Origin of the sequence: Variovorax atrisoli (assembly GCF_014195185.1) — a bacterium.
In the GTDB taxonomy this organism is placed as follows: Bacteria; Pseudomonadota; Gammaproteobacteria; order Burkholderiales; family Burkholderiaceae_C; genus Variovorax; species Variovorax atrisoli.
Window position 1 is genome coordinate 34930 of the sequence record NZ_JACIBG010000002.1, and the last position, 17599, is coordinate 52528.

General features: G+C 66.9%; 20 protein-coding genes. 3 read left to right on the forward strand and 17 right to left on the reverse strand.

The window, feature by feature from the left end; genetic code table 11:
* Positions 1-316: 316 nt before the first annotated feature.
* The 13 genes from FHY06_RS07095 to FHY06_RS07155 form a co-directional block, all read right to left on the reverse strand.
* Positions 317-1795 (reverse strand): DegQ family serine endoprotease, encoded by a 1479-nt coding sequence (locus FHY06_RS07095; protein ID WP_019654115.1) that lies wholly within the window; start codon positions 1793-1795, stop codon positions 317-319.
* 104 nt (positions 1796-1899) lie between these two features.
* Positions 1900-2982 (reverse strand): MucB/RseB family sigma factor regulatory protein, encoded by a 1083-nt coding sequence (locus FHY06_RS07100; RefSeq protein WP_019654116.1) that lies wholly within the window; start codon positions 2980-2982, stop codon positions 1900-1902.
* Between the two features lie 32 nt (positions 2983-3014).
* Positions 3015-3707 carry a sigma-E factor negative regulatory protein gene (locus tag FHY06_RS07105; protein WP_184604191.1) on the reverse strand — a complete coding sequence of 231 codons (693 nt, stop codon included), beginning with the start codon at positions 3705-3707 and terminating at the stop codon, positions 3015-3017.
* 16 nt (positions 3708-3723) lie between these two features.
* On the reverse strand, positions 3724-4395 hold the full coding sequence (rpoE, locus tag FHY06_RS07110; protein WP_019654118.1) for an RNA polymerase sigma factor RpoE: 672 nt from the start codon (positions 4393-4395) through the stop codon (positions 3724-3726).
* Positions 4396-4405: 10 nt separating this feature from the next.
* Positions 4406-4888: a hypothetical protein gene (locus FHY06_RS07115; protein ID WP_126182844.1), complete on the reverse strand. Its 483-nt coding sequence runs from the start codon at positions 4886-4888 to the stop codon at positions 4406-4408.
* 13 nt (positions 4889-4901) lie between these two features.
* The gene (gene fabF, locus FHY06_RS07120; protein WP_019654120.1) at positions 4902-6146 is read right to left on the reverse strand and encodes a beta-ketoacyl-ACP synthase II; all 1245 of its coding nucleotides are present in this window, start codon (positions 6144-6146) and stop codon (positions 4902-4904) included.
* A 99-nt stretch (positions 6147-6245) separates the two neighbouring features.
* Complete coding sequence (gene acpP, locus FHY06_RS07125; protein WP_007830471.1) at positions 6246-6485, reverse strand: acyl carrier protein; 240 nt, start codon at positions 6483-6485, stop codon at positions 6246-6248.
* A 99-nt stretch (positions 6486-6584) separates the two neighbouring features.
* Positions 6585-7328, reverse strand: coding sequence for a 3-oxoacyl-ACP reductase FabG (gene fabG, locus FHY06_RS07130; RefSeq protein ID WP_184604194.1), 744 nt, complete (start codon positions 7326-7328; stop codon positions 6585-6587).
* Positions 7329-7356: 28 nt separating this feature from the next.
* On the reverse strand, positions 7357-8310 hold the full coding sequence (gene fabD / locus FHY06_RS07135) for an ACP S-malonyltransferase (protein WP_184604196.1): 954 nt from the start codon (positions 8308-8310) through the stop codon (positions 7357-7359).
* A gap of 63 nt (positions 8311-8373) precedes the next feature.
* Positions 8374-9351, reverse strand: a complete 978-nt coding sequence (locus tag FHY06_RS07140) for a beta-ketoacyl-ACP synthase III (protein WP_184604198.1) — start codon at positions 9349-9351, stop codon at positions 8374-8376.
* Positions 9351-10448, reverse strand: coding sequence for a phosphate acyltransferase PlsX (plsX, locus tag FHY06_RS07145; RefSeq protein ID WP_184604200.1), 1098 nt, complete (start codon positions 10446-10448; stop codon positions 9351-9353). The genes FHY06_RS07140 and plsX overlap by 1 nt, the downstream gene beginning before the upstream one ends.
* 61 nt (positions 10449-10509) lie before the next feature.
* Positions 10510-10692 carry a 50S ribosomal protein L32 gene (gene rpmF, locus FHY06_RS07150; protein ID WP_007830466.1) on the reverse strand — a complete coding sequence of 61 codons (183 nt, stop codon included), beginning with the start codon at positions 10690-10692 and terminating at the stop codon, positions 10510-10512.
* Positions 10693-10865: 173 nt separating this feature from the next.
* The gene (locus FHY06_RS07155) at positions 10866-11423 is read right to left on the reverse strand and encodes a YceD family protein (protein WP_019654125.1); all 558 of its coding nucleotides are present in this window, start codon (positions 11421-11423) and stop codon (positions 10866-10868) included.
* A 91-nt stretch (positions 11424-11514) separates the two neighbouring features.
* Here FHY06_RS07155 and FHY06_RS07160 point away from each other — a divergent pair, with 91 nt between their 5' ends.
* Genes FHY06_RS07160 through FHY06_RS07170 form a run of 3 tightly spaced genes read left to right on the forward strand, consistent with a single transcriptional unit; the run spans position 11515 to position 14023 of the window.
* Positions 11515-12096, forward strand: a complete 582-nt coding sequence (locus tag FHY06_RS07160) for a Maf family nucleotide pyrophosphatase (RefSeq protein WP_184604202.1) — start codon at positions 11515-11517, stop codon at positions 12094-12096.
* Complete coding sequence (locus FHY06_RS07165; protein WP_019654127.1) at positions 12093-12866, forward strand: SAM-dependent methyltransferase; 774 nt, start codon at positions 12093-12095, stop codon at positions 12864-12866. Before FHY06_RS07160 ends, FHY06_RS07165 begins: the two co-directional genes overlap by 4 nt.
* A 2-nt stretch (positions 12867-12868) precedes the next feature.
* Positions 12869-14023 (forward strand): MFS transporter, encoded by a 1155-nt coding sequence (locus FHY06_RS07170; protein WP_184604204.1) that lies wholly within the window; start codon positions 12869-12871, stop codon positions 14021-14023.
* Positions 14024-14144: 121 nt separating this feature from the next.
* On the opposite strand, the gene FHY06_RS07175 is transcribed toward FHY06_RS07170, so the two are convergent.
* The 4 genes from FHY06_RS07175 to FHY06_RS07190 are packed head-to-tail and all read right to left on the reverse strand — an operon-like array spanning position 14145 to position 17327.
* The gene (locus FHY06_RS07175; RefSeq protein ID WP_019654129.1) at positions 14145-15161 is read right to left on the reverse strand and encodes a S49 family peptidase; all 1017 of its coding nucleotides are present in this window, start codon (positions 15159-15161) and stop codon (positions 14145-14147) included.
* A 1-nt stretch (position 15162) separates the two neighbouring features.
* A complete protein-coding gene (locus FHY06_RS07180) occupies positions 15163-15534 on the reverse strand; it encodes a Rieske (2Fe-2S) protein (RefSeq protein ID WP_019654130.1) in 372 nt (123 codons plus the stop codon).
* Between the two features lie 19 nt (positions 15535-15553).
* Positions 15554-16225 carry an HAD family hydrolase gene (locus FHY06_RS07185; RefSeq protein WP_019654131.1) on the reverse strand — a complete coding sequence of 224 codons (672 nt, stop codon included), beginning with the start codon at positions 16223-16225 and terminating at the stop codon, positions 15554-15556.
* Positions 16218-17327 carry an RluA family pseudouridine synthase gene (locus tag FHY06_RS07190; protein ID WP_221404176.1) on the reverse strand — a complete coding sequence of 370 codons (1110 nt, stop codon included), beginning with the start codon at positions 17325-17327 and terminating at the stop codon, positions 16218-16220. The genes FHY06_RS07185 and FHY06_RS07190 overlap by 8 nt, the downstream gene beginning before the upstream one ends.
* Between the last annotated feature and the right edge of the window lie 272 nt (positions 17328-17599).

A 17599-nucleotide genomic window follows, 5' to 3' on the forward strand; every position in this document is an offset into this window, starting at 1 on the left:
GAACAGGTTATCCACAGGATCGGTGAAGCAGTTACTGAACAACTTGTGGGCGATCTGTGGAGCACCGGTGGACTGCCATCTGACATCTCGCATGGTGGAGGTCAGCGCATTCCTTATGCGCCGACCAGCCGCCGAGAGCGTCCTATTCTACCGAAATCCGTCCTTAGCCCTTTTGAAAGTTAGTGAATGCCAACTAAAAATGAAGTTTTCAGGCGCCGAGATTTTTTTGGAGGGCGGCGCCGGAACGTCGTAAACACCTCAAAAAAACGGCCCCAAACCCGACTGGCGGGTGGGGCCACTTGACGCGAGACCCGGATCAGCGTGCCTGACGGATCAGCGCGTACTGCGCCCAGTCGCCGCGGCGGAACAGCACGCTCAGCGGCTTGCTCTTGTCGGACTTGCCAAGCGCCGACTCGAATTCGCGTGCATTCGACACCTCGACATTGCCGACCGCCATGATGATGTCGCCCTCGCGCAGACCCGCGCGGGCCGCGGCGTCGTTGGCGGCATCGACCCTCACGCCGCCCTTGAGCTTCAGCTCCTTCTTCTGCGCATCGGTGAGATCGCTCACGGCCAGGCCCAACGACTTGGCGGCGGCCGACGCCGGCGGCTTCTGCGCAGGCTCCTCGCGGTCGCTCGCGCGCTTGCTGGGCTTGTCGGGCTCGATCTCGGCGATGGTCACGCTGAGATCGCGCGAGGCACCGCGGCGGAACACGGTGAGCGTGCTCTTCGTGCCCGGCTTGGTGTTGCCCACCAGGCGAGGCAGGTCGCTCGGCTTCTCGATCGCCTTGCCGTCGAACTTGGTGATGACGTCGCCCGGCTCCACGCCGGCCTTCTCGCCGGGCGAACCCGCCTCGACGCCGCGCACCAGCGCACCCTGCGGCTTGCCCAGGCCGATGGCTTCGGCCACGTCCTTGGTGACCTGGTCGATCTGCACGCCGATGCGGCCACGCGAAACGCGGCCCGTGGTGCGCAGCTGGTCGCTCACGCGGATCGCCTCGTCGATCGGGATCGAGAACGAGATGCCCATGAAGCCGCCCGAGCGCGAGTAGATCTGGCTGTTGATGCCCACCACCTCGCCGCGCATGTTGATCAGCGGGCCGCCCGAGTTGCCGGGGTTGATGGCCACGTCGGTCTGGATGAACGGCAGGTACTCGCCCGTGTCGCGCTGCTTGGCACTCACGATGCCTGCGGTGACGGTGTTCTCGAGTCCGAAGGGCGAGCCGATGGCCATCACCCACTCGCCCACGCGCAGCTTGGAGATGTCGCCGACCTTCACCGCCGGCAGGCCGGTCGCCTCGATCTTCACGACGGCGACGTCGGTGCGCTTGTCGGCCCCGACGATCTTGGCCTTGAACTCACGCTTGTCGGGCAGCGTGACCAGCACCTCGGAGGCGTCCTCGACGACGTGCGCGTTGGTCATCACGTAGCCGTCGGGGGTCAGGATGAAGCCGGAGCCCACACCACGCGGGCGCTCTTCCTCCTGCGGCTGCGGACGGTTCTGACGTGGCCCCTGGCGCGGCACGCCGGGCAGCGGCTGGCCGAAGAAGCGGCGGAAGAACTCCTGCATTTCCTCGTCCATCTCGCCGTTGCCGCCACGCTGCACCACCTTCTCGACCGTGCGGATGTTGACGACGGACGGGCCAACCTGGTCGACCAGGTCGGTGAAATCGGGCAGCGTGCGCGTCTGCGCGTGAACCGGCTCGACGGGAAGGAAGGTGGCGCTGGCAGTCAACGCGAGCGCGCAAGCCATCAGGCCGGAACGAAACTTGTGTCCCTCGACTTTGAAGATCATCGGCTTTCTTTCAAAAGAACAGAGCGGCGAAAAAAGTCTATGAGTCTGCGTCGCAAGCTTGGTTCAGCGCAATTGGCCGCAATTGGCGCTTCCAAGGCTGGTCCTCAGCGCGTGCGCGCGAGGCTTTGCGCGAATGCGTTGAGCGTCTGCTGAGGCACCTCGCCGACCGCGGTCAGCCACCAGTCGCTCGCAGGCTCGGGCAGGCGGCGGCGGATCGCATTGGTCGCACCGATGGTCAGCACGCCATCGCGCGGCGAGCGCGCCGGATCGTAGCGTTCGATGAAGAGCGACACGGAGGCCAGGCCGTCAGAGAAGATCCACTGGACAGTGGCCGCGTCCTGCTGCTTCGCCTTGCCGCTGCCGTCGTCTCCCGCGACCGGACGGCGGAAGAAGCTTCGGGGCTTGAAGCCGGCCACGGGCGTGCGAAGGGTCCAGCCTTCGTCCTGCGCATTGCTGCGCTCGAGCTCGAGCTTCTCGACGCGGTAGCCGGCGGTGTTGGACATCATCTGCGCGAGCGCCTGGGCCTTCACCGGCGCGTCGAGCTGAAGCTCCGAGAAGGCCGACTGCTCCACCACGCGCGATTCGCTGTCGACGGTCTGCAGCTTCACGACGAGCCCCGAGCGGCGCTCGCTCCAGATGCGATAGCCGAAGCGCAGCCCGTCGTGCGGCACGAGCTGAACCACGTCGGCATCGAAGCCTGCAACGCGGTCCTTGCCGATCGCGCGCACGTCGTAGAACTCGCCGATCGAGGAATCGGGCTTGTCCGGCAGGTTCGGGAAGAGATCGAGGTTCTCGCGCTTCTCGACCTTCACCACCTTCGCCTCCGGCAGGAAGGTCATCACGTTGCGATTGCGCCGGAAGGTCGAACGCGGTGGCCCCGTCAGCGCTTCGATGCGCTCGATCTGGTGTTCGCCGTCGCGCACGTGCCAGATGCGCGCGCTCGACAGATCGCCACCCGGCGCCGACACGACGAAGGTGCCCACGTAGTTGCGCTGGCGGGCGCCGGCATGCATGCGCTGCAGCCACTCGGTCACGCTCATCGCCGGTGGTTCGTCCGTCTGCGCCGTCGCCGCACTCTTCGCGTTAGCGGCACCCGAGCGGGTCTGCGCGGTGGCTGCCTGCGCCAGGCAGAAAGCGGCAAAGACAAGCACGAAGGCGCGCGCGGAGAACGGCATCGAAACGGTCATTAGGGGCAGCTAGCTACAGGTGCTCGCGCCGATCAGCGCGTGGGGCCCTCGAAAGTGGCATTGCGCAGGAAACCGGAAGGCATCTGCGAAGCGCCGCCGGCCTGCTGGTGCGCTTCGAGGAGCTGATCGAGGCGCGGATCGCGCAGCATGACCTGAGGGCTGCCGTTGCCGACGATCACGCGGGTCGGCGTCAGCGTGCTGCCGACGGCTTGAGGGCCATTGACTGCGGCCGCAGCCAGCACCGAGTTCACGGCCGGGGCGGGCTGCTGTTGTTGCTGCTGGACCGAGGCCAGCTGCGCGCCCGCACCGCCCTGCTGCGGCACGGCAGAACCGTTGCCGACCAGCGTCCAGCTGATGGCGGCCACGGCCATCAGCGACGCGGCACCGGCCACGAGCTTCCAGCGGAACACCGGCTCATTGGCGGCTTCAGCCCTGCGCTGCACCGGCATCGCCACCGGCACGGCGACGGTTTCGGGCACAGGAGTCATCATCACCGGCTCCGCCGCCAGCCGCTGCTGGAAGCGCGCCAGGAAGGCGGAGGTGTCGCTGCACGGCGAATGCGAACCGGAGCGCAGCACGTCGCCCACCACGTGGTACGCCTGCCATGCCGCCCGCGACTCGCCTTCGGCGCTGATCGCCTCGATCGCCTGTGCGAAGGCCTCGCCCTGCAAATGACCATCCGCAAGCGCGGACACCTGTTCGCGAACCGTGATCGTCTGATTCATTTCATTCACCTGCTTACTACCAACGCTTGCCGGACTGGTTGTCCAGCAACGGCTTGACCCTGGCCGAAATGGCCTCGCGCGCCCGGAAAATCCGCGAACGCACCGTGCCGATGGGGCAATCCATGACCTCGGCAATCTCTTCGTAACTCATGCCCTCGATCTCGCGCAGCGTGACCGCCTGCCGTAGTTCGGCCGGCAGGGCTTCCATGGCTGCCTCGACGGCGCTGGCGATTTCGTTCGCCGCCATGACCGATTCGGGGGTTTCGTCGCTGGTTGGTTCGTTTCCGGGACGGTAAGTTTCATCCTCGTCCTCGGAAGAAGGCCTCAGGGCCGCTTCGGAAACGGTGGGATCGCGCTTCATGTCCACCAACGCCTTCTTGGCGGTGTTCACGGCGATCCGGTAGAGCCAAGTGTAGAACTGCGCCTCGCCACGGAACTGATGCAGCGCGCGGTACGCCCGGATGAAGGTTTCCTGCGCGATGTCCTCGACCAGGTCGACATCGCGCACCATCCGGCCGATCAGGCGCTCGATGCGGCGCTGGTACTTGATGACCAGCAGCTCGAAGGCCTTCTGGTCTCCAGCGACGGTGCGCTGGACAAGCTGGAAGTCGACATCGCCCGGACGCGGCGCCACGGCAGGCGCGTCTGTCAGGCCGGAATCCGGCGGCACGGGCGGGGAAGTGGTCATCGACGAAGATTCAGGGCGCGTCGGCCGGCGCTGTGGCGCGCCAGGGTTCGGCAGCGGAGGCCGCGGACGGGGCGCGCGAATATACCGCGCGGCGCAGGTCGCGCCAGCGCTCGGGCATGGCCCGATGCTCGATCCAGATCCAGCGCCGCGCTCGTCCTGGTTCGCTCAGGCACAGCAGCATCAGTGACTGGAAGTCGAGCGCCACGGACGCCCGAGCGGCATGCATCCCGCGGGAGGCCGGGCCGCCCGTCAGCGACCAGTAAAGGCCATCGAAATGCAGGACGCCCGCGCCCTCCTGCCGCAGGCCGAAGCCCGCGGCGACGCCTGCGAACAGCACACTAGCGACCAGCAGGACGTGGCGCCATCCGGCGCTATCGAAGAGATAGCAGGACGCGCCCGCGCAGAGGGCGCCCAGCGCCCAGAGAACGACAAGAATCCGGGTTGCGCCACGCGAGCGCCCCACCGGATAGGTCACCGACGGCGCGCCGTGCATGACAGAGCGACGTTCAAGCGCGCTTGAACACCAGCGTGCCGTTGGTGCCGCCGAAGCCGAAGTTGTTCTTGACCGCGACATCGATCTTCAGATCGCGCGCCTCGTTGGCGCAGTAGTCGAGATCGCACTCCGGATCCTGGTTGAAGATGTTGATGGTCGGCGGGCTCTTCTGCTCGTGCAGCGCCATCACGGTGAACACCGACTCGATGCCGCCCGCGCCGCCCAGCAGGTGGCCGGTCATGGACTTGGTCGAGTTGACGACGAGCTTCTTCGCGTGATCGCCGAAGGCCAGCTTGACCGCATTGGTCTCGTTGACGTCACCGATCTGCGTCGAAGTGCCGTGCGCGTTCAGGTACTGCACCTGGTCGGCATTGACGCCCGCGTTCGACAGCGCCATGGCCATCGAGCGACGGGGGCCGTCGACGTCGGGGGCGGTCATGTGATACGCATCGCCCGTCAGGCCGAAGCCCGCGACCTCTGCATAGATCTTGGCGCCGCGCGCCTTGGCGTGTTCGTACTCCTCGAGCACCAGCACGCCGGCGCCCTCGCCCAGCACGAAGCCGTCGCGGTCCTTGTCCCACGGACGCGATGCCGTCGCCGGATCGTCGTTGCGGGTGCTCAGCGCGCGGGGCGCCGTGAAGCCGCCGATGCCCAGCGGGGAGATCGTCGACTCCGCACCGCCAGCGATCATCACGTCGGCGTCGCCGTACTCGATCATGCGAGCGGACGTGCCGATCGCGTGCAGACCTGTGGTGCAGGCTGTCACGACCGCGATGTTCGGGCCCTTGAAGCCGTACTTGATCGAGACGTGACCCGAGATCATGTTGATGATCGAGGCCGGCACGAAGAACGGCGACACGCGGCGCGGGCCGCGGTTCATCAGTTCACCGTGCGTTTCCTCGATCATCGGCAGGCCGCCGATGCCGGAGCCGATGTTGCAGCCGATGCGCACGGCCTGCTCATAGGAGAGCGCTTCGCCGGTCGGCAGTCCGCTGTCCTGCACCGCCTGGATGGCGGCAGCGAGCCCCAGATGAATGAAGCGGTCCATGTGACGCGCTTCCTTCTCCGAGATGTATTGGGTGATGTCGAAACCCTTGACCTCACCTGCGAACTTGCAGGCGAAGGCGCTTGCATCGAACGCGGTGATGTTCGCAATGCCCGACTTCCCGGCCAACAGGTTGGCCCAGGATTCGGCAACGGTGTTTCCGACAGGAGCGATGCAACCGAGTCCGGTAACGACGACGCGGCGTTTGGTCATGCCGGCAAACCTTTCTGAAAGCGCTGAACAGTTGCCTGCCGGCGCGTGCGGTTCAAGAAAAAGCCGCCGGCCGCAGTTCCAATGTTGTCAGCTGGCCGATCAGGCCTTTTGATTCTTGGTGGCGTAGTCGACGGCGTTTTGCACCGTGGTGATCTTCTCGGCGTCTTCGTCGGGAATTTCGATGCCGAATTCGTCTTCGAGTGCCATCACGAGTTCGACCGTGTCGAGAGAGTCGGCGCCGAGGTCGGCCACGAAAGCCTTTTCGTTCGTCACCTGGGACTCTTCCACGCCGAGTTGCTCGGCGATGATTTTCTTGACACGTGCTTCGATATCGCTCATTTGGTTCCCTCTGAGGGTTGTAGGTAATCGGTGGATTTTAGCCGGGCGCATTGTGGCATTTGCCGTGCCCCCGGGACGGAGAAAACTTGCGCCTTGCGGCTACATGTGCATGCCGCCGTTGACGTGCAGCTCCTGCCCCGTGACGTAGGACGCCTGGGGCGATGCGAGGTACGCCACTGCGTGCGCGATGTCGGCCGGCTTGCCCAGATGTCCCAGCGGGATCTGCTGGAGCAGCGCCTGTTGCTGGGCTTCGGGGAGGCTGGCCGTCATGTCGGTCTCGATGAAACCAGGAGCGACGCAGTTGACGGTGATGTTGCGGCTGCCCAGTTCACGGGCGAGCGCACGGGTCATGCCTGCCACGCCTGCCTTGGCGGCCGCGTAGTTGGCCTGCCCGGCATTGCCGGAGGCGCCCACCACGCTGGTGATGCTGATGATGCGGCCATAGCGCTGCTTCATCATCGGACGGATCACCGCGCGCGATAGCGAGAAGACAGCCTTGAGATTGGTGTCGAGCACCGCATCCCAGTCGCTGTCCTTCATGCGCATGGCGAGCGTGTCGCGGGTGATGCCGGCGTTGTTCACCAGCACGTGGATGGCACCGTAGGCCTTCACGATCTCGTCGATCAGGGCCTCGACGGCCGCGCCGTCGTTGACGTCGAGCGCACGGCCACGGCCGTCGTAGGCGCTCAGGGCCGCGGTGATCTTGGCCGCGCCGTCGTCGGTGGTGCCGGTGCCCACGACCCTGAGGCCGCGCTGGGCCAGCTCCAGCGCGATGGCCGCGCCGATGCCGCGCGTCGCGCCGGTGACCAGGGCTACCTGCCCTTCGAATTTGGGAATGCTCATAGGAAAAGTGTGGAGAGCCGTGGCGCCGTCAGCCGGCGAGCGATTGTCGGGTGTCCGCGAGCGTCGCCGGGTCGTACACCGACGCGGCTTCCAGATCGGGGGCGATGCGCTTCACCATGCCGGCCAGCACCTTGCCGGGGCCGCACTCGATGATGGCGGCTACGCCGCGCAGTTTCAAGGCCTGCACGCATTCGACCCAGCGCACCGGGCCGGCGGCCTGGCGCACCAGGGCGTCGCGGATGCGGTCGGCGTCGGTCTCGATGGCGACGTCGATGTTGTTCAGCACCGGAATCTGAGGCGCGGCCAGCGTGGTCGAGGCCAGTTTCTCGCGCAACGCCTCCGCCGCGGGCCTCATCAGGCTCGAATGGAATGGCGCGGACACGGGCAGGAGCAGCGCGCGCTTGGCGCCATTGGCCTTCAACAGTTCGCAGGCCTTGTCCACGGCAGCCTTGCTTCCAGCGATCACCGTCTGCACGGGGTCGTTGAAGTTCACCGCCTCGACGACTTCCGCACTGCCGGCACCGAAGCTCGCCGTGGCTTCCGCGCAGCCCGCCACCACCTCGCCCGACTCCATGCCGAGCACTGCAGCCATCGCCCCGACGCCCACAGGCACCGCGTGCTGCATCGCCTGGGCACGGAAGCGCACGAGCGGCGCGGCCTGTGCGAGCGTCAGCACGCAGGAAGCCACCAGCGCCGAATACTCGCCGAGCGAATGACCCGCCACGACCGAGGGCTTTGCGCCGCCTTCGGCCAGCCATGCGCGCCACGCGGCAACACCAGCCACCAGCATCACCGGCTGGGTGTTGGTGGTGAGCGCCAGTTCTTCCTTGGGACCGTTCTTGATCAGAGCGCCGACGTCTTCGCCGAGGGCATCGGACGCCTCGCGCAGCGTTTCGGCCACGGCCGGATGGTCGCCCCAGGCGTCCAGCATGCCGACTGCCTGCGAGCCCTGGCCCGGAAAGACAAATGCAAAGGATTTCATTGTTTTACGCGTCGTGTCGCATCGCGGGCGCCTGCGAAGGCTCCGCGACGCACCAGCAATAACTTACAGATTCAACAGCACCGCACCCCAGGTGAAGCCGCCGCCCACGCCTTCGAGCATGAGCGTCTCACCCTTCTTCACCTTGCCCGAGCGCACGGCTTCATCGAGCGCCAGCGGAATCGAGGCGGCGGAAGTGTTGCCGTGCTCGTTGACCGTGACGATCAGCTTCTCACGCGGGAGCTTCAGCTTCTTCGCCGTGCCTTCCATGATGCGGATGTTGGCCTGATGCGGGATTAGCCAGTCGATGTCGGTGTCGGACTTGCCGGCCTTCTCCAGCGTGGCACGCGCCGCTTCCTCGAGCACGCGCACCGCGAGCTTGAAGACGGCCTGGCCGTCCATGTGCAGCAGCGGTGTGCCCAGCACATTGCCGCCCGACACATGGCCCGGCACGCAAAGAATGCCGACGTGCTTGCCGTCCGCGTGCAGGTCGCTGGCCAGGATGCCGGGCTCTTCGCTGGCCTCGAGCACCACCGCGCCCGCGCCATCGCCGAACAGCACGCAGGTCGTGCGGTCGTTGAAATCCAGGATGCGGGAGAACACTTCGGCGCCCACCACCAGAGCACAGCGCGCGGTGCCGGTGCGGATCATCGCGTCGGCGACGGTCAGTGCGTAGACGAAGCCGCTGCAGACCGCCTGGACGTCGAACGCCGGGCAGCCGGCGATGCCGAGCTTGTTCTGCAGGATGGCTGCCGACGACGGGAACACCATGTCGGGCGTGGACGTGGCGACGATGATCAGGTCGACGTCGCCGGCCTTGCGCCCTGCCGCTTCCAGCGCATGCCTAGCGGCATGCAGGCCGAGATCGCTGCTGGTGACATCCGGCGCGGCGAAATGCCGGGCGTGAATGCCGGTGCGCTCGACGATCCACTGGTCGGAGGTTTCTATGCCTCGCGTCGCCAGATCCTTGGCGAGGTCGTCATTGGTCACGCGGCGTGGAGGCAGATAGCTGCCGGTGCCGGTAATGCGTGAATAAGGAGTCATCAAACGTGAAGGGCCGTCGCGTCGACCGGCGCCGCCGGTTCCTGCCGCGCGAGCAAAGGCGCGGCGTGGGCGATGCGGGCCCGAACGCGATCGAGCAGGTTGTTGCGAGCGGCATCATAAGCGCGATCCAGCGCATGGCCGAAAGCCACCTCGTCAGCCGAGCCATGACTCTTGAAGACCAACCCGCGCAGCCCCAGAAGAGCCGCACCGTTGTAGCGACGATGATCCAGACGACTTTTGAACGCTTTTAGCACCGGATAAGCAACAATTGCCGCAAGCTTGGTGAAAACGCTGCGCGAAAATTCGACGCGGATGAATTCACCGATCATCGAAGCCACGCCCTCGCTGGCCTTCAACGCCACATTTCCGACGAAACCGTCGCAAACGACGATGTCGGTCGTCCCCTTGAAGATGTCGTTGCCTTCCACGTTGCCGTAGAAGTTCAAATCCTTGGAGTTGGCAGCCGTACGCAGCAGTTGGCTTGCTTTTTTGATGGTTTCGCTGCCCTTGATCGCTTCCTCGCCAATATTGAGGAGGCCGACCGAAGGTGCCTCGTTGCCGGTCAACGCCGACACCAGCGCCGAGCCGAGAACGGCGAACTGGAGTAGGTCTTCAGCGTCGCAATCGACGTTCGCGCCCAGGTCGAGCACAGTCGTCGCTCCGCCCTTGGCATTGGGCAGCTGCGGAGCGATCGCCGGGCGATCGATGCCTTCGAGCGTCTTGAGCAGGTAGCGGGCGATGGCCATCAGTGCGCCGGTATTTCCGGCGGACACGGCAGCCTGGGCAGCACCGTCCTTGACCTGCTGGATCGCGACGCGCATCGAAGAATCCTTCTTCTTGCGCAGGGCGATTTCGACCGGATCATCCATGCCCACGACCTCGCTGGCGGCGACGATTCGAGCACGCGGGTGCGCGGCGAAGCCCGCCAGCGCGGCCGGCGCGCCGACGAGCAGCAACGAGGCGTCGCTGTGCCGATCGAGGAACGCACGGCAGGCCGCGAGCGTGACGCGCGGCCCATGATCACCTCCCATGCAATCCACGGCGAGCGTGATCGCGGAAGGCGCAGCGGTATTTTCGGGAAAAGAAGGCGTAGCCATCAAAACAAAGGCCCGACGCTACGGGAAAAGTAGCTTCGGGCCTTGGCCTTGGGATGCGAGATCAGGCTTCGGACTTGTTCTTGAGCACCTGGCGGCCACGGTAGAAACCGTTGGGGCTGATGTGGTGGCGCAGGTGGGTTTCGCCGGTGGTCGGCTCCACGGCGATGCCGGGCACGACCAGTGCGTTGTGGGAACGGTGCATGCCGCGCTTGGAAGGCGACTTCTTGTTTTGCTGGACGGCCATGATGGCTCCTGGACTGTGAGGTTGGTGATTGGATGCGGGCTCAAGCGGTGGCAATAGACGAACCCTGCAAAACCCGGCGGCATGTATGGAATGCCCCTGCTGGCGTTTCGTGTATCGCTGCTCACGGCGGCGCGCGCGAAGCCCATGATTATAGCCCAGCCTGAGGCAAAGGGCTACTTTCCCTCTTCCGGCTTGCGCGAACGCAACGCGCCGAGCACGGCAAAGGGGTTCGGCTTGGCCTCCTCGGCCGCCTTGAAATCCTCGTCGCTGGACGAAAGCCGCACCGGCGTGGGGCAGACATCGTGGGCCGGCATGACGGGAATCTCCATCAGAAGCTCATCCTCGATGAGGGTGTGCAGGTCGAAATCCCGGCTCACGACCAGCAGGTCCTCCTCGGATTCCTCATCCTCAGCCTCGGCGACGTCCTCGTTCGGCACGAAGCGGAACCAGCGGTCCACCGCGAGCGTGGTGTCGACCGGCGACAGGCAGCGCTGGCAGACCAGCGGCACGACGGCCTCCGCTTCCAGGTGCATCCATGGCACCGGCTTGCCGTCCGCACCGGGGCGTTCTTCGCCGTGAGCCGTCCAGTTCACCACCGCGTCGGGTGCTGGGACGGCCAGTTCGGCGACCAGGCGCTCGTACTTCGGCACAGGATCGGCGGCTTCCAGCGTGGCTCCTGCTGCGGCGAAACCGGGCACATTGAGCCGTTCGGGGGCGAATTCTCTCTTCATCCGCGCCAGTCTAGCGCGCCGGCCGCCCTGTCGACATGGGGGTCGTCCGGCATGCCTCGGGGTTTCGGGCGCCTCACGCACAATCGTCGACATGCAACGCACCGTGATCCTCGCCTCCACCTCGCGCTACCGCCGCGAATTGCTCACCCGCCTGCGCCTGCCTTTCGACGTGCACTCGCCGGAAGTGGACGAAACACCCCTGCCCGGCGAAACGCCCCACGACCTGGCCGTCCGCCTCGCGCTCGAGAAGGCCAATGCCGTCGCCGCCCGCTTTCCCGAAGCCGTCGTCATCGGTTCCGACCAGGTGGCCGACCTCGCCGGCGAAGCGCTCGGCAAGCCCGGCGACCACGCCCGGGCCACCGCCCAGCTGCGCCGCATGCGCGGCCAGACGCTGATCTTCCAGACGGCCGTGGCCGTCGTCTGCAAGGCAACGGGCTTCGTCCAGCGCGACATCGCCCCCGTGCGCGTGGTGTTCCGCGACCTCGGCGATGCTGCCATCGAGCAATACCTGCAGGCCGAACAGCCCTACGACTGCGCCGGCAGCGCCAAGAGCGAAGGCCTGGGCATCGCGCTGCTGGACGCCATCGACAGCAACGACCCGACCGCGCTGGTCGGCCTGCCGCTGATAAGAACATGCCGGATGCTGCGCGCCGCGGGGGTCGATCTCCTATGACGCAGAAGGAAAAAGGCAAGCTCTACCTCGTCCCCGCGCCGCTCGATTTCGGCTGCGAAGCGCAGGCCCCGCTGCAGGACGCCCTGCCGCTGGGCACCCTGCAGACGGCCGCCGGCATCACGCACTGGATCTGCGAGAACGCGAAATCCGCGCGCGCCTACCTCAAGCGCATCGACGCCGTCGCGCCGCTCGCCGCTCCGCTGCAGGCGCAGAACATCCAGGAATTGCCGCGCGAAGTGCACAAGAAAGGCGATCATGCCGGCCAGTTCGACGCTCGACCGCTGCTCGCCGCCGCCCTCGAAGGCCACGACATCGGCCTGATGAGCGAGGCCGGCATGCCGGCGGTGGCCGACCCGGGCTCGTCGGTGGCGCGCGCCGCGCACGACCTCGGCCTTGCCGTGGTGCCCCTGACCGGCCCCGTCTCGCTGCTGCTGGCGCTGGCCGCGAGCGGGCTCAACGGCCAGAACTTCGCCTTCGTGGGCTATCTGCCGCAGGACGCAGGCGAGCGCCAAGCCCGCATCCGCGAACTGGAGGCGCTGGCGCTCAAGTCGGGCCAGACGCAGCTCTTCATCGAAACGCCCTATCGCAACGCCGCGCTGCTGCAGGCGCTGGTGCAGACGCTGCAGCACAACACCCGCCTCGCCGTCGCGCGGGGCCTGACCCTTGCCAACGCCCAAGTGCGCAGCGAGACGGTCAAGTCCTGGCGCGCCGCGAAGCCCCAGCCCACGACAGACGAACGCCTGCCCGCCGTGTTCGCGATCGGCCGCTGACCATGGCGGCCATCACTTCAGCCACGCGCTGGGCATCGCGCGCACAGTTCTTCGCCGCCGGCTTCATCTTTGCGACCTGGGGCGTGCACGTGCCCACGGTCAAGGCGCACTACGGCATCGACGAGGCCCAGCTCGGCCTGGCGATGCTCGCGGCCGGCGCTGGCGCCATGTTCGGCCTGACCAGCGCGGGCCGCTGGATCGGCCGCCACGGCCCGCGCCGCATGGCCGGCCTCTGCGGCGTCGTCTATGCGCTGCTGCTGGCCGGCCTGATCGCCATGCCGGGCTACGCGGCGCTGCTGGTGCTGCTGGCCGCATTCGGCCTGGTGACGAGCGTGTTCGACGTCTCCATCAACACCGAGGCCGCGCAGCTCGAACTGCATGGCGGCACGCCGCTGATGAGCGGCATGCACGGCATGTTCAGCCTCGGCGGCATGGCCGGCGCGGCGAGCGGCAGCGCCGCGCTGGCGGCCGGGCTCGGCGCGCAGGCGCACCTGCTGGTGGTCTCGGCCGCGATGACGGCGCTGGTCGCAGTGGCTGCCACCCGCATGCTGCCCCGACCCGCCACCAGTGACGCCGCGGAAGCTGATCACGGGTTCCTGCTGCCCCGCGGCACGCTCGCGGTGCTGGGCGTGCTTGCCGCACTGGGCCTGATCGCCGAGGGCGCGATCTACGACTGGAGCGTGCTCTACATGCAGCAGGAGATCGGCAGCCCGCAGCAGCAGGCCGCACTGGCCTACGCAAGCTTCTCGGCGGCGATGGCGGCCGCGCGCTTCGGCGGCGACGCGATGCGCGCACGCTTCGCGCCGCACGTGCTGCTGCTCGGCAGCGGCCTGCTGGCCGCAGGCGCCATGGCGATGGTGCTGATCACAGACCTGCCGTGGCTGGCGCTCGTCGGCTTCGCCGGCGTGGGGGTGGGCTTTGCCAATGTGGTGCCGATCCTGTTCTCGGCCTCGGCGAAGGTGCCCGGCATCGAGCCGGCACGCGGCATCGCGTCGGTCTCGGCGGTGGCCTATCTGGGGTTCATGGCAGGCCCGGCGGTGATCGGCCTGCTGGCGCGCGCGACCTCGCTGACGGCGGCGCTCTATGTGGTGGTGATCTTCGCCGCGGCGCTGGCGGCATCGGCGCGCTACACCGCCAGCAGCAAGCACAGCAGCTAAAAGAAGGCAGGAGAAGGCAGGATCTTTCGCGAAACACCGGGGAACCGGCTATGCCGGGCCTCCGGTGTCACCCCTGCAAGAGTGTTGGCGAAGCGAAACGAAGCGCGCAGCGCCCCGGGGTTTACCTGAGCACTGGCGTCGTGTGCATCAGTCGCACGGTGGTCTCGGCCATCGCAGCGCCGAACTTCTTGGCCAGCTTCTCGGCCACGTTGTCGCGCCGGGTGTAGTCGATCACCTCCTCGGCCTTCACCACTTCGCGAGCGACGTAGTCGACGTTGCCCAGCTGGTCGGCCAGGCCGTACTCGACGGCCTGCTCGCCGCTCCAGAAGAGGCCGCTGAACAGGCCCGGGGTGTCGAGCTTCAGGCGGTCGCCGCGGCCCGCCTTAACCACATTGATGAACTGGGCGTGGATCTGGTTGAGCATGGTCTGCGCATGCGCGCGCTGCGCGTCGTTCATGGGGCTGAACGGGTCGAGGAAGCCCTTGTTCTCGCCGGCCGTCAGCAGGCGGCGCTCGACGCCGACCTTCTCCATCACGCCGGTGAAGCCGAAGCCGTCCATCAGCACACCGATGCTGCCGACGATGCTGGCCTTGTCGACGTAGATCTTGTCGGCCGCGGCGGCGATGTAGTAGGCCGCCGAGGCGCAGGTCTCCTCGACCACGGCATACACCGGCTTCTTGTACTTGGCCTTCAGGCGCTTGATCTCGTCATTGATGATGCCGGCCTGCACCGGGCTGCCGCCGGGCGAGTTGATCAGCAGGACCACGCCCTTGGCGCCCTCGTCCTCGAAGGCGGTCTTCATCGCGGCGACCACGAACTCGGCACTCGCGTCGCTGCCGTTGGCGATCTCGCCCTTGATCTCGACCACCGCCGTGTGGGCCGAGGTCTTCGCCGTGCTGGGCGTACTGCGCGAGAACGCAGCCCAGGCCAGGAAGACGAAGAAGGCCAGCCAGGCCAGGCGGGTGAAGGTCTTCCAGCGGCGCGCGGCCTTCTGCTCGTTCAGCGAGGCGAAGGCGAGCTTCTCGAGGGTGGCGCGCTCCCAACCGGGGCGCTGCGTGGGATCTTTGGCCATGTTCGTGGAAGGGGCCCGTTCAAATGGTTCGAACCCCGAGGGTTCGGTTCGGGTCGGGTCGGTCATGTCAGAAGGTCAGGGGGTGAAGGTTCCAGTCAGTATGCCAGTGCACCACGCCGTCATGCTCGCTCAGCGCGATCTTCACGAGGCCGCCACGGCACGGGCCGCCGGCGCATTCGCCAGTGTCGGGCCGGTAGGCCGCGCCGTGCGTCGCGCACAGCAGCCACTGGCCGGTGTCGTCGAAGAAGCGGTCGGGCTGGAAGTCGAGTTCCATCGCGACGTGGCTGCAGCGATTGAGGAACGCATGTGGCCGGCCTTCGAAACGTATCGCGAAGGCGCGGCAGGTCTCGCCGCCGTAGACCACGTCGAAGGGCACCGCCAGGCCGCCTTCGGCCAGGTCGGAGGCGTTGCACAGCGGAATGCGTTCTTGATCGCTCATGGCGGCATCTTCATCAGGTTCAGGCGTTTTCGAGCAGCCAGGCCTGCAGACCCGCCACCGAGTGGGCGACGTGCAGCGGCTTGAATTCGTCGAAGCTCTCGGGCTCGTGCGCGCCGTAGCTCACGCCCACGCTGGCGCAGCCGGCGTTCTGCGCGAGCTGCAGGTCGTGCGTGGTGTCGCCGATCATCAGGGTGCGCTCGGGCGGCACGTCGAGCTCTTCCATCAGCTCCAGCAGCATGCGCGGATGCGGCTTGCCGAAGGTCTCGTCGGCGGTGCGCGAGGCGTCGAAGCGGTCGCGCAGCGCGACCGACCTCAGTGCCTCGTTGAGGCCGCGGCGCGACTTGCCCGTGGCCACGGCCAGCCGGTGGCCGCGCTCGCGCAGGGCGTCGAGCATCTGCAGCACGCCGTCGAACAGCACGATGTCGTCCTGGTGCTGCAGGTAGTGGTACCGGTAGCGCGCGCCGAGCTCCGGGTACTTCTCCTTCGGCACGTCGGGCGCCGCGCGCGCGAGCGCCTCGGCCAGGCCCAGGCCAATGACCCAGGCGGCGTCGTTCTCGCTCGGCTTGGCGCCGCCGACGTCGATCACCGCGGCCTGGATGCAGCGCACGATCAGGCGGGTGGAGTCGTAGAGGGTGCCATCCCAGTCGAATGCAATCAGGTCGAAGCGCAGGGGTTTGTTGGAATCAGTCATGGACCTTGGATGTGGGGTGTTGGGTCATCGCCTCGAGGGCGGCCGGGGGCATCAGCGTGAGCAACTCGGGCGGCAGGCCGGCCTGCAGCGCCACGCGTTCGCCGCTGGCGGGGTGATTGAACTGCAGCCGCCACGCATGCAGGAACATGCGCCGCAGGCCCAGCTTGTGCAGCGCGCGCTGGCGTCCGGCTTCGCCGTACTTGTCGTCGCCCGCGATCGGATGACCGGCCGAGGCGAGGTGGACGCGGATCTGGTGCGTACGGCCGGTCTTGATCGTGACCGCCAGCAGCGACATCGGAGCCGATTCACCCGGCAGCGAGAGCCTGGCCAGCACCCGCACCAGCGTGACGGCACGCATGGCGTCCGGGTGATCCTTGGCGACCACGCGCACGCGGCGCTCGCCCGCGCCGGCCGAGCCGTCGGGCAGCAGATACCTGGCAAGAGGCGCGTCGAGCACCTTCTTGTTGGCGGGCCAGTCGCCTTCGACCAGCGCCAGATAGGTCTTGCCGGTCTCGCGCTCGCGGAACTGGTCCTGCAGCGCGACCAGCGCGCTGCGCTTCTTGGCGACCAGCAGGATGCCGGAGGTCTCGCGATCGAGCCGGTGCACCAGCTCCAGGAACTTCGCGCCGGGCCGCGCGGTGCGCAGCTGCTCGATCACGCCGAAGCTCACGCCGCTGCCGCCATGGACGGCCACGCCGGCCGGCTTGTCGACGGCCAGCACGGCCTCGTCTTCCAGCAGCACCGGGAATTCGCGCGCAGGCGCGGGCGGAGTCGCGCCCTCTTCGGCGCGCTCGGAAATACGGATGGGCGGCAGCCGCAGCACGTCGCCGGCCTCGATGCGGGTCTCGGCCTGCACCCGGCCCTTGTTGATGCGCACCTCGCCCGAGCGGATGATCCGGTAGACGTGCGTCTTCGGAACGCCTTTCAGATGGCGGAAAAGGAAGTTGTCGAGCCGCTGCCCGGCGGATTCGGCGTCGACCGTGAGGAATCTGATGGCCGAATGCGGCGCCCCGGCTTCGTCGGGGGCCTTGGAACCTGCGGGATTTCGAGCAGCCGCAGGCCCTTGCTTCGCACCTATAATGTTTTTCACCAGCGCGGTCATGTAAGTGCTTGATTAGACAGAAGTTTAGTCCACTGCCATCAAATACCCAGGGCGGCGCAGGTAGGTCGATGCCGCTTTGGCGCCGAGCTGCAAACCCCGCGCAATCGCGCAAAGTGGCAGACAAGGCACCCAAGTCAAGCCGACACCCACGAAACACCGATACGGAATACCCCAGCCTGCAGCTTCCAAGCTGCCGGCGGATCGAAGCGAGTCCCTTGTTGTGTTGATGCTGCTGATTCGAATGTGCCTGCACTGGCTTGCGCCAGTGGCTT

Coding starts and splice junctions, on each gene's coding strand:
- FHY06_RS07095 (WP_019654115.1), bottom strand. CDS start 1,795: ATGATCTTCAAAGTCGAGGGACACAAGTTTCGTTCCGGCCTGATGGCT.
- FHY06_RS07100 (WP_019654116.1), bottom strand. CDS start 2,982: ATGACCGTTTCGATGCCGTTCTCCGCGCGCGCCTTCGTGCTTGTCTTT.
- FHY06_RS07105 (WP_184604191.1), bottom strand. CDS start 3,707: ATGAATCAGACGATCACGGTTCGCGAACAGGTGTCCGCGCTTGCGGAT.
- rpoE (WP_019654118.1), bottom strand. CDS start 4,395: ATGACCACTTCCCCGCCCGTGCCGCCGGATTCCGGCCTGACAGACGCG.
- FHY06_RS07115 (WP_126182844.1), bottom strand. CDS start 4,888: ATGCACGGCGCGCCGTCGGTGACCTATCCGGTGGGGCGCTCGCGTGGC.
- fabF (WP_019654120.1), bottom strand. CDS start 6,146: ATGACCAAACGCCGCGTCGTCGTTACCGGACTCGGTTGCATCGCTCCT.
- acpP (WP_007830471.1), bottom strand. CDS start 6,485: ATGAGCGATATCGAAGCACGTGTCAAGAAAATCATCGCCGAGCAACTC.
- fabG (WP_184604194.1), bottom strand. CDS start 7,328: ATGAGCATTCCCAAATTCGAAGGGCAGGTAGCCCTGGTCACCGGCGCG.
- fabD (WP_184604196.1), bottom strand. CDS start 8,310: ATGAAATCCTTTGCATTTGTCTTTCCGGGCCAGGGCTCGCAGGCAGTC.
- FHY06_RS07140 (WP_184604198.1), bottom strand. CDS start 9,351: ATGACTCCTTATTCACGCATTACCGGCACCGGCAGCTATCTGCCTCCA.
- plsX (WP_184604200.1), bottom strand. CDS start 10,448: ATGGCTACGCCTTCTTTTCCCGAAAATACCGCTGCGCCTTCCGCGATC.
- rpmF (WP_007830466.1), bottom strand. CDS start 10,692: ATGGCCGTCCAGCAAAACAAGAAGTCGCCTTCCAAGCGCGGCATGCAC.
- FHY06_RS07155 (WP_019654125.1), bottom strand. CDS start 11,423: ATGAAGAGAGAATTCGCCCCCGAACGGCTCAATGTGCCCGGTTTCGCC.
- FHY06_RS07160 (WP_184604202.1), top strand. CDS start 11,515: ATGCAACGCACCGTGATCCTCGCCTCCACCTCGCGCTACCGCCGCGAA.
- FHY06_RS07165 (WP_019654127.1), top strand. CDS start 12,093: ATGACGCAGAAGGAAAAAGGCAAGCTCTACCTCGTCCCCGCGCCGCTC.
- FHY06_RS07170 (WP_184604204.1), top strand. CDS start 12,869: ATGGCGGCCATCACTTCAGCCACGCGCTGGGCATCGCGCGCACAGTTC.
- FHY06_RS07175 (WP_019654129.1), bottom strand. CDS start 15,161: ATGACCGACCCGACCCGAACCGAACCCTCGGGGTTCGAACCATTTGAA.
- FHY06_RS07180 (WP_019654130.1), bottom strand. CDS start 15,534: ATGAGCGATCAAGAACGCATTCCGCTGTGCAACGCCTCCGACCTGGCC.
- FHY06_RS07185 (WP_019654131.1), bottom strand. CDS start 16,225: ATGACTGATTCCAACAAACCCCTGCGCTTCGACCTGATTGCATTCGAC.
- FHY06_RS07190 (WP_221404176.1), bottom strand. CDS start 17,327: ATGACCGCGCTGGTGAAAAACATTATAGGTGCGAAGCAAGGGCCTGCG.